The 16,991-nt window shown below is 60.4% G+C and carries 10 protein-coding genes; 9 read left to right on the plus strand and 1 reads right to left on the minus strand.

All coding sequences use genetic code 11. The annotated features are described in order from the left end of the window. The first annotated feature begins 13 nt into the window (after positions 1-13). From wecC to JQN66_RS07180, 4 genes are all read left to right on the plus strand, one after another. Positions 14-1,285 (plus strand): UDP-N-acetyl-D-mannosamine dehydrogenase, encoded by a 1,272-nt coding sequence (wecC, locus tag JQN66_RS07165; protein ID WP_204677195.1) that lies wholly within the window; start codon positions 14-16, stop codon positions 1,283-1,285. Continuing rightward, positions 1,278-2,447 carry a non-hydrolyzing UDP-N-acetylglucosamine 2-epimerase gene (gene wecB, locus JQN66_RS07170; RefSeq protein WP_204677196.1) on the plus strand — a complete coding sequence of 390 codons (1,170 nt, stop codon included), beginning with the start codon at positions 1,278-1,280 and terminating at the stop codon, positions 2,445-2,447. The genes wecC and wecB overlap by 8 nt, the downstream gene beginning before the upstream one ends. Positions 2,448-2,608: 161 nt before the next feature. Further along, positions 2,609-4,459 carry a glycosyltransferase family protein gene (locus JQN66_RS07175; protein ID WP_204677197.1) on the plus strand — a complete coding sequence of 617 codons (1,851 nt, stop codon included), beginning with the start codon at positions 2,609-2,611 and terminating at the stop codon, positions 4,457-4,459. Next, positions 4,456-5,448, plus strand: a complete 993-nt coding sequence (locus JQN66_RS07180; protein WP_204677198.1) for a glycosyltransferase family 4 protein — start codon at positions 4,456-4,458, stop codon at positions 5,446-5,448. The genes JQN66_RS07175 and JQN66_RS07180 overlap by 4 nt, the downstream gene beginning before the upstream one ends. 208 nt (positions 5,449-5,656) lie before the next feature. Here the strand turns inward: JQN66_RS07180 and rfbA are convergent, their stop codons facing one another. Continuing rightward, positions 5,657-6,571 (minus strand): glucose-1-phosphate thymidylyltransferase RfbA, encoded by a 915-nt coding sequence (gene rfbA, locus JQN66_RS07185; RefSeq protein ID WP_204677199.1) that lies wholly within the window; start codon positions 6,569-6,571, stop codon positions 5,657-5,659. Between the two features lie 58 nt (positions 6,572-6,629). Between rfbA and rfbB the strand changes: the two genes are divergently transcribed. The 5 genes from rfbB to JQN66_RS07210 all read left to right on the plus strand — a co-directional run bounded on the left by rfbB (position 6,630) and on the right by JQN66_RS07210 (position 16,988). Continuing rightward, complete coding sequence (gene rfbB, locus JQN66_RS07190; RefSeq protein ID WP_204677504.1) at positions 6,630-7,649, plus strand: dTDP-glucose 4,6-dehydratase; 1,020 nt, start codon at positions 6,630-6,632, stop codon at positions 7,647-7,649. Next, positions 7,646-9,049 (plus strand): sugar nucleotide-binding protein, encoded by a 1,404-nt coding sequence (locus tag JQN66_RS07195; protein ID WP_204677200.1) that lies wholly within the window; start codon positions 7,646-7,648, stop codon positions 9,047-9,049. Before rfbB ends, JQN66_RS07195 begins: the two co-directional genes overlap by 4 nt. A gap of 228 nt (positions 9,050-9,277) precedes the next feature. Further along, the gene (locus JQN66_RS07200) at positions 9,278-10,237 is read left to right on the plus strand and encodes a hypothetical protein (protein ID WP_204677201.1); all 960 of its coding nucleotides are present in this window, start codon (positions 9,278-9,280) and stop codon (positions 10,235-10,237) included. Continuing rightward, entirely contained in the window at positions 10,234-11,547 is a 1,314-nt protein-coding gene (locus JQN66_RS07205) for a lipopolysaccharide biosynthesis protein (RefSeq protein WP_204677202.1), read from the plus strand. Before JQN66_RS07200 ends, JQN66_RS07205 begins: the two co-directional genes overlap by 4 nt. Next, the gene (locus JQN66_RS07210; protein ID WP_204677203.1) at positions 11,544-16,988 is read left to right on the plus strand and encodes a LamG domain-containing protein; all 5,445 of its coding nucleotides are present in this window, start codon (positions 11,544-11,546) and stop codon (positions 16,986-16,988) included. The genes JQN66_RS07205 and JQN66_RS07210 overlap by 4 nt, the downstream gene beginning before the upstream one ends. Positions 16,989-16,991 lie beyond the last annotated feature (3 nt).

Consider the following 16,991-nt stretch of genomic DNA (forward strand, 5'->3'; position numbering starts at 1 on the left):
GGACGTCGTCCACGTGACTGACATCAAAGAAGTATCCGTGATCGGTCTGGGCTACATTGGCCTGCCAACCGCCGCCATCCTGGCCGCCAACGGGATCCGCGTACATGGCATGGATGTTAACCCGCGCAATGTCGAGGCCGTCAATCGCGGAGAGGTGCCCTTCGTCGAACCGGATCTGGCCGATTTTGTTTCCCGCGCGGTCACCGCAGGGCTCCTCAGCGCTTCACAAACCACCGTGGCCGCCGATGCCTACATCCTGGCGGTTCCGACCCCGTTCAACGAGGACTACACCGCGGACCTGTCCTACATTGAGGCCGCGGCTCGGGGTATCGCCCCGCTGCTGACCGGCGACGAACTGGTCATCCTGGAATCCACCTCCCCTCCGGGTACCACCGAGCACCTGGCCGACTACCTGGCCGGCCTGCGTCCGGACCTGGACCGCGACGCACTACAGGTGGCCCACTGCCCCGAGCGCGTGCTGCCCGGCTACGTCATGAAGGAACTGGTGACCAACGACCGCATTGTCGGCGGCATGACCCCGCAGGCCGCAGCGCGCGCCAAGGGCCTGTATGAAACCTTCTGCCAGGCCGAGATTCTGACCACGGATGCGAAGACCGCAGAAATGTCCAAGCTGGTGGAGAACTCCTATCGCGACGTGAACATCGCTTTTGCCAACGAGCTGTCGATGATCAGTGACAAGCTCGGCATCGACGTGTGGGAACTGATCGACCTGGCCAACCACCACCCGCGCGTGAATATCCTGCAGCCGGGCCCCGGCGTGGGCGGGCACTGCATCGCGGTGGACCCGTGGTTCATCGTCTCCGCGGCCCCGGAGGAAGCGAAGCTGATCTGCCAGGCGCGTGAATCCAACGATGCCAAGCCGCACTGGGTCATCGCCCAGGCCGAACGTGCCATGTCCGAGAACCCGCAGGCCCCGGTGGCGCTGCTGGGTCTGGCTTTCAAGAAGAACATTGATGACCTGCGTGAATCGCCGGCCGTGTTCATCGCCCGCGAACTGGCCGCCAAGCACCCGCAGACCACGTTCCTGATCTCCGAGCCGAACGTCCAGGCTCTGTCTGCCGCGTTCGCCGAACTGAAGAACGTGGAACTGGTGGACACCGATGCGGCGATCGCCAACTCCAGCACGGTGCTGCTGCTCGTGGACCATGACGAGTACGGTCAGGTGACCAACGACCAGTTGGACGGCAAGCGCGTCATCGACACCCGCGGACAGTGGCGTCAGCTGGCCGCGGCCACCAAGGTTTTGGAAGGAACCCATGCCTAAGAAGATCATGCCGATCTACGGCACCCGCCCCGAGGCCATCAAGGTGGCACCGATCGTCAAGGCGCTGGAGGCCAGCGAACTGTTCGACTGCGTGGTGGCCGTGACCGGGCAGCACCGCGAAATGCTGGATCAGGTCAACTCGCTGTTTGATATCACTCCGGATTACGATCTGGACATCATCCGGCCACGCCAGAGCCTGAACGGGGTCATGACCCGCACGATTAACGGCCTGGACGAGGTCCTGGAATCAGAGCGCCCCGATGCCGTGATTGTTCAGGGTGACACCACCACGTCCACCGCAGCAGCCATCGCGGCCTTCTACCGAAGCATCCCGGTGGTGCACGCCGAAGCCGGCCTGCGCAGCCACGACCTGTATTCGCCGTTCCCCGAGGAAGCCAACCGCAAGCTGACCAGTCAGCTGGCCGCCCTGCACCTGGCACCAACCCGGGTCAGTCGCAACAACCTGGTGCGGGAAAACCTGCCGGCGGAAGACATCGTGGTGACCGGCAATACGGTGATCGATGCGCTGCTCTCCGTGGTTCAGAAGAACGTCCCCTTCACCGATCCGCGACTCGAAGAGGTGGTGGCCCGCGGCCGGCGGATCGTGTTGGTGACCACGCACCGCCGCGAGAACCAGGGTGAACCCATGCGCGGCATCGCCCGGGCATTGGCCCGGCTGGCCGCCATGCACCCCGAGGTGGAGTTCGTTTTGCCGCTACACCGCAACCCCGCCGTGCGCGAAGCGTTGCTGCCGGCCATCGAAAACACCGAGAACATCACCCTGACCGAACCATTGGCTTACGGGGAATTCACCAGGATGCTCAACACCGCCAACGTGGTGCTCACCGATTCCGGGGGAGTCCAGGAAGAGGCCCCGTCGCTGGGCAAGCCGGTGTTGGTTATGCGTGAAAACACCGAACGCCCGGAGGCCGTCACGGCCGGTACCGTGCGACTGATCGGCACCGACGAGCAGCGCATTGTCGATTCGGTGAATCAGTTGCTCACCGACGCCGTGGCCTATTCCGACATGGCCACCGCGGTTAACCCCTACGGCGACGGGCTGGCAGCCGAACGCACGGTGGCGGCGATCGCCGAACTGCTGGGTGTGGGCACGCGGCAGGCCGAGTTCGGAGCCACCGCACTGGAAGAACAGTTGGTCTAAAGCGGCCCCAACCGGAAGTGTCGGCCACCGGCACCCGGACATATTCAAAACCTCCGCTGGAGGACGTGGGGAACCCGGACCCGCAGGGTCCAGGTTCCCCACTTATTTACCCCGATCATGTACCCCAAGCGATCTTTCGCCCAGTCACGCCATAAGGATAAATGCAGTTGAGAACCGATGAGCTGACGTATCAGCTTACCCGCGAGCTTGGAGCGCAAACCACGAGCCTGATGGTTCGCCTGTCGTTTGAGGTGTCGCCGGCAGAAGACGCCAGCAAGATTGGTGTGCTCTATTTTCGTTTTCAGGACGAATACGGTCGCGACGTCGCCCCGGCGGGTAAGTTTGGCCTGTCGCAGGTTTACGGACCCTTCCGATACGTGCATCACGACGCGGGAATCACCGACTATGTGATCGATCTGCCGGTCCCGGAAGGTGCCACCCGATGTGCCATCGGCCTGGCCCGGACTAGACGCCGGTTTGCCGGCGAGGTGAACCTGACGGTCCTGGAACAGGGACCGAACCTGGAGACCGATTTTTCCACCGTCAGCCCGCAGCACCCATTGCCCGTCGAGGGGATGCGTAAGACCTTTCCCGTCAGCCCGGGGAACCACTATGACCTGGTGATTCCGGTGGCCGGGGCGGCCGATGGGAAGTCGCTGTTGCTCTTTACCTTCTTGGATGCCAACGGAGAGATGATCCTGCCCGACGAGCAGCTGAGCATCCACCCGAAACTTGGACCTTATCAATATCTGACGGTTCAGCAGCCATCCATGGTGAGCGTAACCATCCCGGAGGGCTGCGTGGAGTTGATCCTGCGCGGCCAGTACTGGTCCGGTGGCGAACTCAGGCTCGAAGGTGCACCGGAATTGGTACCAGGTTCCCAGACGGGTGCGGCATCGGATCAGACGGTGGCAGGGTGGGTCGACGGCCTGCAGGACACGGACGATGTGATCATCCTGCACAGCACCGCGGGACCGATCTCGTCGCAGAACAAGCTGTTGTTGCGTTCGAACCGCACAGCACTCCAGCTGGCACGGCACGGGTGGAAGGTCATCTATTCGCCTTTCACCGCGCCCGTGCGGGATGATCGCCTGATCGGTGACAATCTGCTGCAGCTGGCACCGGGGGAGATCCCCGGGGTGGTTGACCGTCTGGTGGCCAAGGACTTGCGTGGCAGGCGTGTGTTGCACTGCTCCTCATTTGCCGACATGGCGATGCTTTCCGTGCAAAACCGGTTGCAGAACCACGGGTGGAAGACCATCTATGAAATCCGTGACGACATGGAAGAGTTCAAGCGGGTCGGCTTCTCCAAGTGGTACAGCCCGGCACTGGAATTGCGCTACGCACAGCAGGCCGAAGGGATTGTCGCGACCAGCCCTCGACTGCGCGATAAGATCTCGGTGGTGACCGGCCGATCCGACGTGCACTATCTGCCCAACGCGGCACCGGACGAACTGGTTGCCGCGACCGCCGCGATGCGTTCGATGGCTCATTGGCGTGAACATCGCATCAGGCCGCTGGTTGGCTACCTGGGCCACTTGACCGGCTCATGGTTTGACTGGCCGAAATTCCTGAAGGTGGCCCGGCAACATCCGGACATTGACTTTGAGCTCATTGGTCACGGCATGCCGAAGCACACCCGCTTGCCGATGAACGTGGTCAATCTGGGCCCGATGAGCCATGAGGACTGCCTACCGCACGTGGCCCGCTGGACCGTGGGCTTGATCCCATTCATCGAATCGCGCCTGACCTACGGTGTGGACCCGAACAAGGTCTACGAGTACGTGGCCATGGGGCTGCGTACCGTCAGCGCACCCATGGGTGATCTGGAGCGCATCCCCGGTGTGGCCGTGTACCGCAGCGCCGAAGAATTCTCCGCCCGGTTACTCGACGCGGTTCAATTCGAACCGGACGAGTCGTTCTACTCCGACTGCACCGAGTTTCTGTCGACCGCGAACTGGTCCTACCGTGTCTCCCAGGTCAAGGGCTTTCTTGAAGGAATGTACGCATGAAACGAATCCTGACCACCTATATGAACTGCTCCCTGGGCGGTATGACCAGCGTGTACCGCGGCCGTTGCTTGCATCAGCCGGACGTCCAATTTGACCATGTCTTCGAGTTCGACCGCGGCGGACGGGACGCTTTTGCCGCGTTCCCAAACGCCACGGTGCGGGTGATCCCGGGCGAACGCACCGTGAATTACTTTGAATTCCTGCTCGCACAGTTCGAGTACCAGCAGCTACGGATCACCAGCCGACCCGAGCTGGTCAACAAGCTCAACGTCCCGGAATCCACCTCGGTGATCTACGAGTTCCATTCGCCGCATCCGAGCATTGTCACCCGGGAACTGAAAACCCTGGACATGAGTCGGATCGATGAGATTTGGACGCCTTCGGACTGGGCCAGCGAACTGGTACGCTCACTGCTCCCGGCCCGCAAACACGCAACCATACGCACGGTTCCGAACCTGGTGGATACCGGAAGCTTCCGGGCCGATGCCCGGGGCATTTCACCGCTGGATAAGCGACCCGGCCAGAAACCGGTCTCCTGGATCGGTCGGTTGGAGAACACGCAGAAGAACTATCTGGACTTCCTGCGGATCCTGAAGCTTCTGCCCGAAGACCATTACGGGGTGGTGATCTTCAGCCTGGAACAAACCCCGGATCGACTCGAACGCTTCCTGGGTGACGCGGCCATGTTGGGCGTCCTGGATCGGCTGGAGATCTACGGCAACGTGCCGCAGATGGAGGTGGCTTCGACGCATCGAGCCGTGCGCGATGCCGGCGGCGTGTTCTGCTCGACCGCGCTGAATGAAACTTTCGGTTACGCCGTCCTCGAGGCCGCCCTGACCGGGTGCCCGGTGGTCAGCTACGATGTAGGACCGTTAGCCGAACACGCGGTGGATATGCGGCTGACGCCGGTGGGCGACCTGCTGGGCACCGCTCGGGCCATCCTGGAACTGACGAGCGCGCCGGTGGTAGCTGCCGGCCTGCGGCGTTAACCGTCAGCGCGAAGAGACAAGCCAAGAAACAAGCCACGAGAAAAGCCAAGAGACAAGGGCCGACAGCGAACATGCGACGACACCCGGGACCACCGCCGAATAGGGGCGGTAGCCCCGGGTGTTGACCCGGTGCCGGTCAAGCGGCTGGCTTGGCTGTTGGCCGGGGTGGTGGTTGGGGGGGGGGGGGGGGGGGGCGCGGCCCCGCGGCTTACGTGCCAGCCAGATCGACCATCTTCAGATCGTGATAAGGGTCGGCGAAGCGGTGCTCCAGGAGTTCGTTCAGGTAGTCACCGTATCCGCTCTTGCCCAGCGGCGCGGCCAGCTCCCGCAGCTGTGCGTCGTCGATGAAGCCCTGTCGCCAGGCAACCTCTTCCGGTACACCGATCTTCAATCCTTGACGGGCCTCGACGGTCCGCACGAAGTTGGACGCATCATTGAGCGATTCAAAGGTCCCGGTATCCAGCCAGGCGGTACCGCGGGCTAGCACGTTCACTTTCAACTGCCCTTCTTCCAGGTACAACCGGTTGATGTCGGTGATCTCCAGTTCCCCGCGTGCCGAGGGCTTAAGCTGCTGGGCCTTGGCGACCACGGTATTGTCGTAGAAGTACAGACCGGGAACGGCATAGTGGCTCTTGGGTTCGGCCGGCTTTTCCTCCAGGGAGATGGCCCGGTGGTTGCAGTCGAATTCGACCACGCCGTACGCGCGTGGATCCTTGACCCAATAACCAAAAATTGTTGCCCCGGGCTGGTCGACGTAGCGGCGCAGTTGGGTGCCGAAGCCCGGACCGTGGAAGATGTTGTCGCCGAGCACCAGTGCGACCGAGTCATCACCAATGTGCTCTTCGCCGATCACGAACGCCTGCGCCAGCCCCTCGGGTCGCGGCTGTACCTGATAACTGAGCGTGATGCCAAACTGTGAGCCGTCCCCCAATAGCCCCCTGAACTGCGCCTCATCCTGCGGCGTGGTGATGATCAAAATGTCTCGGATGCCGGCCAGCATGAGCGACGACAGCGGATAGTAGATCATCGGTTTGTCGAAAACGGGCACCAGCTGTTTTGAGATGCCTCGCGTGATTGGGTGCAGACGCGACCCGGTTCCCCCAGCTAATATGATTCCCCTCATGCTACGCATCGTACCAAGGGTCTTCTGCGAATGGCAGAGGGAGGTTACTCTTGCATGTATGAAAAGAATCCTGGTAACTGGGGGTGCCGGATTCATTGGGGCAAATTTTGTGCGCCATCTGAGCGAGCACTCCGACTACGAAGTAACTGTCCTTGACAAACTAACCTATGCGGGAAACCCTGCGTCACTTGCAGGTTTAGACGAGCGTCGCGTCCAGCTGATTGTTGGGGACATCGCTGATGCCGCGCTAGTGGATGAGCTTGTGTCCCGGCATGATGCCATCGTGCATTTCGCCGCGGAATCGCACAACGACAATTCGCTGTCGGACCCAATGGCATTTGTGCAGACCAATGTGGTCGGTACTTTCGTTCTGCTTGAATCCGTTCGAAAGCACGGAGTGCGATTTCACCACATCTCCACCGATGAAGTGTATGGTGACTTGGAACTTGACGATCCACAGAGATTCACAGAAACGACTCCTTACAATCCGTCCAGTCCGTATTCGTCAACCAAGGCCTCCAGCGATTTGCTGGTGCGTGCGTGGGTGCGCTCTTTCGGGATCAATGCGACGTTGTCTAACTGCTCAAACAACTACGGTCCGTTTCAGCACGTTGAAAAGTACATCCCACGTCAAATTACAAACATTCTGAGTGGTGCGATGCCTCGGCTCTATGGCACAGGTAACAATGTTCGAGACTGGATCCATGTCAATGATCATTCCTCGGCGGTGCAGGCAATCTTGGAACGTGGAACGATCGGAAAGACCTACCTGGTGGGTGCTGACGGGGAACGCTCAAATATCTCTGTGATGAGGATGATCTTGGAATACATGGGCCGTGGGCCCGATGAGTTTGAGTGGATTTCTGATCGTCCCGGGCACGATCTTCGGTATGCAATAGATGCTTCGGTCCTGCGAAATGAGCTGAATTGGGTTCCTGAGTTCCAAGACTTCGGCGCAGGTCTGGAACACACCATCGATTGGTATTGCGCCAATGAAGCTTGGTGGCTGCCTGCAAAGCAGCAAACGGAGAATAAATACTCCAAGTCCGAGATTGTTCTGGCCGGTGAGTCCAAATGAACGAGCCTAAGCAACTCTCCGTTACCGAGACTGCTATTGATGGACTGAAAATCGTTTCCTTGCCGGTTCACGAGGACTCAAGAGGGTGGTTCAAGGAAAACTGGCAGCGGACGAAAATGATCTCTCTTGGACTGCCGGATTTCGCGCCGGTCCAGAATAATGTGTCCTTCAATACGGCTCGGGGAACCACACGAGGATTCCATGCCGAACCGTGGGACAAGTATGTGTCTGTCGTAGCGGGTAAGGTCTTTGGTGCATGGGTGGATCTGCGGCCAGGCGAAGGGTTCGGCACTCTTGTCACGGCCGAAATGGATCCGAGTACAGCTGTCTTTGTACCGCGTGGCGTGGCGAACGCCTTCCAGACCCTGAACGAGAACACCGTGTATTCGTACCTTGTTACGGAACACTGGACCGCCGCGGCGATCGAGAGGTACAGCTACGTGAATCTGGCTGATGAAACTCTGAACGTCCCGTGGCCAATCGACCTGTCGTTCGCCATCGTCTCGGAAGCTGACGAATACCATCCGAGAATCGAACATGCGATTCCGGTGGCTCCGAAACAGATCCTAGTGCTGGGCGGGAGAGGGCAGCTGGGCAGTGCCTTGGCGCGGCTGGCTGGTGAGGACTCTCGGCTTGTCGTCAGGAGTCGGACAGAAATAGACATCACGAATCCTGCGGATCTGGAGCAAGTTCCATGGCGGGATTATTCCTTCGTGATCAATGCCGCCGCCTACACCAAGGTCGACGAAGCACAGAGCCCAACCGGGCGGAAGGCCGCTTGGAGCGTGAACGCATCCGCGGTGTCCCAGCTGGCTGAGTACTGCCTGGCTCATGGCGTTGGGCTGGTCCACATTTCCACGGACTATGTCTTCGACGGAACCAAACCAGTCGTTACCGAAGATGAAGCACTATGTCCCTTGGGCGTCTATGGTGAGTCGAAAGCCGCCGGGGAGGTCGCCGCTCGACTCGTTGCCCAGCACTACATCATCAGAACTAGCTGGGTGGTCGGGGATGGGGCGAATTTCGTTGACACTATGCGCAGGCTCGCACACAGCGATGTCGCACCACTGGTAGTCGATGACCAAATCGGCCGTCTGACCTTTGCCGAGGATCTGGCCCGCGGGATCCTGCACTTGATTGACTCCGATGCGGCTTTCGGAACGTACAACCTGCAGGGATCTGGGACACCCACGAGTTGGTACCAGTTGGCCCGCAAGGTCTTCGAATTGTGCGGCTACGATGCCGACCGGGTCGGGGCAACCAGCACCGAGTGCTTTGCGAAATCACGCCCGACGTTCGCGCTACGACCAAAGAACAGCGTGCTGGACACGAGCAAGTTGCGGGCGACAGGGTACCGCACCAAAGATCAGATAAGCGCCTTGGCGCAGTATCTGAGGTAATTTCGTAAGTGCATGCGGTGAATTGTAATAGGGCGTGGGGACGCACTATTCCAAGTCGTTGGGTGAAAATGCAGGCAAAGCACGTAGTTTTGAGGCGTTATTAGGTAGTCGATACGCGTGCTTGCCTCCGGCGCCCACCCTATTGTCAAAGTGGGGCCAAAAAGATTCTTGGGGGAATCGAAAATGCGGGGACGGAATCCGCGCCATTCGGCGCACACTGAGTATTGCATGAACGATCGAGTCGATACATCGATCGTATTTCTGGGAAAGACTGCCCAAACGAGTCAGCAGCGTGACAGTGATCCGTCGCAGCGCTCGCAGCGGGCCCAACAAGCGGAGCCGGCGGCAAGACAGTCGCGCGACAGTGCGGCTAGCCCCCCAGCTGTCGCCGGCTCCTTCTCACGCAAACAAGGCATCGCCGTTCTGGCAATCTGTCTCGCGTTCGGCGTTGCTGGGTGCACGAATTCTGCCCCCACTGCAGAGGAACTCGCTTTGACTCAGCAACAGGAGTCTTTGCAGGAGGATCTGCTCATCGATCCGACGTACACCGTTGACGGTGTCGATCCCTCGGCAATCAGTGACCCGGCGGAGAAATCAGCCAAGCCGACAGCTGAACCGAAAGATGCGGCCGAGCAGCCCGAGCCAAGCTCAGTGCCCTCGGTAGAACCATCCTTTGAGCCGAGCGAAAGTCCGGAACATACCGCGATCGCTTATGAGCCGGGTACTGATGGAATTGAACGAGTGCAACGACCCGGGCAGTCCGTCTCGCCTGACGACATCGTACAGGCTGAAGTCTCCGCCAAGGGGAGTGGAGCCGAGTACGCCGATCGTGTGGCTGTGTCGATCTCCGCCGAAGCCGACGGTACTGTCACCAGCGAAGGCCCGGGGTACTTCACCGGTGCAGGCTATGTGGTCTATAAAGTCACCGTAGCTAACCACAGTGACCATCCAGTGGACCTCTCGAATGTGGTCATTACCGCAGCCAATGCCGAGACTGATGAGATTCTGCTACCGCTGTATGGCGAAGTTGAAGCCTATGATTTTACCGGCGTGGTCAGTGCGGGGCAGTCGCGGAGCACGAACTATGCTTTCATCATTCCGGACGGAATTTCTAGAGTCAGCTTCACCATCGATATCGATGCCGAGCACGCGCCGGTGACCCTGAGCTCGAAGGTCGCTAAGAAATGAGCACGGGGAAGGTGTGGGCCCGGAAAATCCGCGGAGTCGGCGCGGCCTCTCTAGCGCAAGCCACTCAATCGGCGACGACGTTTCTGGTATCTATGCTGGCCGCCCATTTACTGGGTATCGAAGCACTGGGGCTGTTTTCCATCTTGTACGGGGCGTTTATCCTTGCCGCGGGGGTCACCACGGGATTCGTCGGGGATTCGCTGATGGTACTGAATCGGCACAATGACCGGATTCGCTCCGGGCTTTTTGCTTGGTTCGTGGTGCTCGCCCTTAGCCTAGGCGCGGTGGGGCTGGTCTGCTCGTTCCTCGGCACGGAACTGGATTTCATAGGTGCGGTACTCTATGCGCTGGCCGCCATCAGCTATGTCGCCGAAGACTTGGTGCGGCGGATGCACATGGCGATTCTCAGCTTCTCGCGGATCGTGTTAATCGATCTGTCGGTCATGCTGGTCACAGGTGTGGTGATTACCGGGATCCTCCTAGCCGGGAAAGCCAGCATTGATTCGTTCATACTGGCCGTGGTGTGCGGGCAAACGGCGGGATTGGTGTTCGGCTGGTTTCTCCTGCCTGCCTCCGAACGACAGGGGACCAAGAGGCCCATCGGATGGAAACCGGTGGCCGCTTACGGGTTCTGGCGCGCCGCGCTACAGGCACTGCGCCCTGGCCAGCTCACGCTGACCCGGATCATTGTCACAGCGATGATCGCCATGACCGCCGCCGGTTCGCTTGAGATCGCCCGCATCTACGCGGCACCTGCAGCTTTGTTGGTGACCGGCGTCTGCTCCTATCTCTTTGCGCATCTGGCCCGCGACAGCCACAGTTCCGTTGGAGCCAAGTTGCGTCGGACAGATCAGGCAGTATTGCGGCTGGTCGGAGCAACCGCGGTGTGTTTGGTCATCGGGCTCGCGCTACTTCCATGGGCAGGTCCACTGCTGACCGGAAGCGTTCCTTCGGCGATCGCGGTGAGCGGTTGGCTCGCCTATTCAATGGCTATTGCGGTGTCCACGCCTTATGGACAACTGGCTGCGGTTGAACACCGTGCGCGCTCGGTGTTCGTGATCAGGCTTTCGGATAGCCTGCTATCCATTTTGTTTGTTGTTGGTGCGATTGGCATGACTCATGACTATCGCTGGGTGCCCTGGGCCGCCGCATTGGGCTCGCTGGCCGGGGGGTTCTCTATACGACGTTTTGTCGTCGTTGCATTGGTGCGAAGTGACTTCCGGACCTCGGAGAGCGACGTGCAACCTGAAAAAGCAACAATGGGGGTACCTGTGCCCTCCCTGTCATCGAAGGAACACGATCCGTCATGAGTTTGCTCAATCGAGTGACACCTGGTGAGCGCCGCCGGGCGAGGTTCTCCTTGCTGGCCTTCGCCGCCTCACTGTCCATGATCGCCGCTTGGCTGGTAGCCGTCCCGGCGGCTCAGGCGGATGATGATTCCATCGTCCTGCCAGAGACCGTCAGCGCCAACCATGAACCGACGCCACAAATCAACGGTGTGGCCTGGGACCTGCGCGTGCGCGGGGACGTAGCCTATGTGGTTGGCTCATTTACCCGGGCCCGGCCCAGTGGTGTGGCCGCCGGCGGAGCGGGTGAAGTGGTGCGCAACAATGCCATGGCATTCACCATCAGCACTGGTCAGATCCTGCCATGGAACCCGAATTTCAACGCCCCGGTGCTGGACATCGAATTCAGCCCCGACGGAAACACTTTCTACACTGGAGGCCAGTTCACCGCCGTAGGAGGACAGGCTCGCAGCAAGATCGCGTCCTTTAGGACATCCGACGGTGCGTTGAGCGGATTCTCAACCTCCGTTGGCGGGCACGTGGAAACTCTGGCGGTGACTAGCGATGCAGTCTATGCTGGAGGATCCTTCAACTCGGTCGGTTCGCAGACCAGGCGCAACCTGGCCAAATTCAATCGGTCCACGGCTGCGTTGGAATCCTGGGCTCCGGTGGTCGACGACATTGTCCATGGTCTCATCGCCACCGATGACAGCAACCGAGTGGTCATCGGCGGCCGCTTCCAGTCCATCAACGGACAGTCCAAGGTGGGGATCGGGGCGGTTGACGAAATCACCGGGCAGCAATTGCCTTGGAGCTCCACGCCAGTTCCGGCCCGGATCAATAACGACAACCGGGCCTGGGTCGTGGACCTGAAGCTGGACAACGGGGTCATCTACGCAGCCAATAACGGCATGGGCTGGCACTGGTTCGACGGCCGGTTCGCCGCGAAGTACGACTCGGGGGACCTGATCTGGCTTGACAATTGTTATGGATCGACTTCGGCGATCACTGTCATGGGCGATGTGGTGTATTCGACCCCGCATGCCCACGACTGCTCCTCGGTGAACGGTTTCCCGGAAGAGACACCGATGATCTGGAAACGCGCCCTAGCGGAAACGACCTTTGCCACGGGGACCGACGTGACCGCTCCGTCGAATAACTCCACGGTTTCCAACCAACCGATCCCGACCCTGCTCCATTGGTACCCCTCGCTGAACACCGGTACCTACACCGGGCAGTACCAGGGTGGCTGGGCGATGGACCACAACGAAGACTATCTGGTCTTGGGCGGAGAATTCACCCGGCTGAATGAAACCAACCAGCAGGGCCTAGCCGTCTTCGCCTCGCGGGAAAAGTCTTCAAATTCGCTGCGTCCGCAGTACACCGCGGATTTGAAACCCTCGGTGATTTCTCAGTCTTCGGGCTCCGTGCGCATCGCTTGGCCCACCACCTGGGACTACGACGACGAGGTGCTGACCTATGAAGTCTTGCGGGACAACTCGCTGACCGCCATTGACACGCAAAACGTGTCATCGATCTGGTGGAAAAAGCAATCGTTGGGATTCCGCGATCCCGATGTGTCCCCGGGGTCCTCTCACACCTATCGCATCAGGGTGAGTGACAAGTGGGGGAACTCCTACATCGGCCCGCGCTCCGATGCTGTGACAGTGAGCAACACGCCGGTCAGCCCGGTGACAACCGCCGTGAAGGACGCTGGCGCGAGCAGCTACTATCCCCTGAATGAGCCCTCGGGCCAGGTCGCCTTCGACAACATTGGCTTCGTAGATGCCGATGCCTCGGCCGCGCTGCAGCGTTCGGTGGCCGGAGCGATTGAGGCGGACACAGCCACGGGCTTCAATGGCCAGTCCCTGGCCACACGAAACACCATGGAAGCGCCGAATACCTTCTCGGTGCAGACTTGGTTCAAGACCGGCTCCACTTCCGGTGGCAAGCTGATCGGTTTCGGCAATGCGGCCACCGGTAATTCCACCAGTTACGACCGCCACGTGTGGATGGACGACTCCGGCAAACTGTACTTCGGCACCTGGCTGGGCTGGGCCGCCACTGTTAACTCTTCACAGAGCTATAACGACAACGAATGGCACCAGATGGTGGCCAGCCTCGGCGAATCGGGGATGAGCCTGTACGTGGATGGGCTGAAGGTCGCAGAGCGCACCGATGTCACCAGCGGGCAGGTCTATTCCGGAAGCTGGCGGATCGGCGGGGACAACCTCACTGGTTGGCCAAACCGTCCTGCTTCGGACTACTTCAATGGCACGTTGGATGAGGTGGCGATCTTCGATTCGAAGATCTCTGACCAGACGGTGCTGGCACTATACCAGGCCAGCGGTCGCACAGCTGATATACCCGAACCGCCAACTGATGCCTACGGGCAGGCTGTCTACCAAGACAACCCTCAGTTCTACTGGCGCCTGGATGAAACTTCGGGTTCGGTGGCCAAGGACGCGACCATTGCCAAGAATGACGGAACCATCAACGGTGCGGTGGACTTTGGACGGGAACCGGCCTTGCCTCAGGGCGCAGCGCTGGGCTTCGGTGCCGAGAACGCCGCAGTGGTGGGAAACCTGGCCCAATACAATCCGACGGTTTTCACCGCCGAAGCATGGTTCAAGACCACCAGCGGTAATGGTGGAAAGATCATCGGCTTCGGCAATGCGGCCAGCGGCTTGTCCTCCAGTTACGACCGCCATGTCTACATGCGCAACGACGGCACCCTGAGCTTCGGAACCTACACCGGCGTGGAGAACTTGGCCACTACCAGCCAAGCCTACAACGACGGCCAATGGCACCACGTTGCCGCGACACTCTCAGGCGAGGGCATGAAGTTGTACGTTGACGGAGCCCTGCGCGCCTCTAATCCGGAATCCGGTGCCGAACCGTTCAACGGCTACTGGCGCGTTGGTGGCGACCGCGTCTGGGGCGGGGCTAACTCGTCCTGGTTCAACGGCGATATCGATGAGGCCGCGGTCTATTCACGGGCACTGTCGCAAACCGAGATCAATGAGCACTACGCCTTGGTTGGGGCACCCAACCAGGCCCCGACGGCCGACTTCTCTGTCGACGCGAACGGGTTGGAGGTCGCATTCGATGCGAGCAGCTCAACCGATCCAGACGGGTCACTGCTGGACTATGCCTGGGATTTCGGTGACGGCGAACAGCAGTCGACCAGCACCGAAGGCATCACCCATCAGTATGCCTCCGCCGGGACGTACACTGTGAAGCTCATCGTGACCGATGACCGCGGAGCTACCGCGCAGTCTATCCAGGACGTAAGCGTGCAGGATGTCAACCAACCACCGGTAGCGGTGATGTCCTTGACGCAGAATGGCCTTAAAGTCACGGTGGACGGTACAGGGTCGACCGATCCGGAGGCAGAGATCAGCTCCTACGAGTGGGACTTCGGGGATGACAGCACCACGGCCAGTGGTACATCCGCGGAGCATATCTACACGCAGAACGGCCAGTACACGATCACGCTGACGGTGACCGACTCGCAGGGCGCCACTGCCTCGACGCAGAGTGTTGTGAACGTCGAAAACGCCCAGCCGCAAGCCGCTATCTCGGTCTTCAGCGAGAATTTGGAGATCAGCGTTGATGGGTCCGGATCCTTCGATCCGGAAGGATCAACGCTGGAATACCGGTGGGAGTTCGGCGACGGCGCCAGCGCCGACGGGCAGAGTGCTCAGCATCAGTACGCCGAAGCCGGTGAATACACGCTCAAGCTCATTGTGACAGATGAACACGGAAGTGCCGGTGAGGCCAGCACCACTGTGAACGTGCAGCAGGCCAACGTTGCACCGGTGGCCGCCTTCACCACGACGGCGGATGGGTTGGATGTCCAGTTCGATGGCACTGCCTCGACCGATCAGGACGGAACAGTGCAGAGCTGGGCATGGGACTTCGGGGATGGTACGCAAGGCACCGGAGAGACCACCGAACACACTTACGCGGCGACGGGGACCTATCTGGTTAAGCTTGTGGTGACAGACGACGATGGGGCCAACCATGAGATCAGCACAGAGATCCAGGTTCAGGATCCCGATGACCTGAAACCAACGGCCTCTTTCACCTCGCAGGTGGATCAGCTGGAAGTAAGCCTGGATGCCAGCGGCTCGATGCCGCCTGTGAACGGCGGAGAGATCACCGGCTACAGCTGGGACTTCGGCGATGGGCACAGCGGGGACAGAATCCAGACAGTGCACGAGTATGAGACCGCCGGTACCTACTCGGTGTCACTGACGGTCACTGCGCAGTCTGGGAGCAGCACACTCACCCAAGCCGTGACGGTTGCCGCCGCCCAGGGCCCCACACCGCTGCTGACCAGTGAGGTCAACGGGCGGATGCTCACCGTGGATGCCAGTGTAAGCAGTGCCGGAGACGCGCAGATCACGAACTACGCCTGGGACTTCGGCGACGGACAGTCAGCGGACACCATGACCGCGGAACACCGCTACACCGCAGACGGCGAATACACGGTGCGCTTGACTCTCACTGACGGCAACGGGCTTCAGGCCAGCACCAGCACGGTGCTCACTGTGGCCAACGACCTGCCAGTGCCAGCCTTTGCGCTGGAAGTGGACGGGCTGGACGTTGAGGTCGATGCAGCGCAGTCGCAGGATGCCAACGGTGAGATTTCCGAGTATCTCTGGGACTTCGGCGACGGGGAATCAGGCACGGGTGCCTCGGCCTCGCACAGCTATGCGGAAGCTGGTGACTACGAGATCACGTTGGAAGTCACAGATGAAGACGGTGGCAGCGCACGGCTGACGCAAACAGTCACCGTCAGCGCGGCCCCGGTGGCCCAGATCATTGCCAGCGACCAGTTCGGCCGCAATTCCACCAACGCGTGGGGTGCCGCGGACACGGGTGGCACGTGGGCCTTGAACGGCTCGGCGAGTAATTTTTCCGTGGCCAACGGTGCAGGTTGGATCCGGATGTCCGGCTCCGGCTCTGGGCCTCGGTTGAGTCTGCCGGTTACTTATCGGGAAGCGGATCTGTCGATCAAGCTGATGCTTGACAAGGCAGCGACCGGTGGCGGCGTTTACCATTACGTCACCATCCGAGAAATCCCGAATGTCGGTAGCTACCGGCTGAAGGTTCGCACGCTGGCCAATGGATCGGTGGCAGGAACCTTCGAACGAATCGTCGGGGGCACCATCACCGCGCTGACACCGGAAACCACCATCGGGCAGGTCGCCGGCGGACCGGGAAATCCGGTGGTGCTGCGGCTGCAAGCCACCGGCACCAGCGCGACTCAACTCTCGGCCAAGGTCTACCAGAGCGGTGGAACTGAACCCGGCACTTGGCAACTGAGTGCAAGTGATGCAACGGCTTCGTTGCAGTCTGACGGGCGGCTCGGGTTGGGTGTCTATCTCTCGGGGTCGGCGACCAACGCACCGGTATTGGGCGGTTTTGATGAGTTGGTACTCAAGGAGGTTCAGTAGACG

Origin of the sequence: Glutamicibacter protophormiae (assembly GCF_016894325.1) — a bacterium.
GTDB classification, from domain to species: Bacteria; Actinomycetota; Actinomycetes; order Actinomycetales; family Micrococcaceae; genus Glutamicibacter; species Glutamicibacter protophormiae.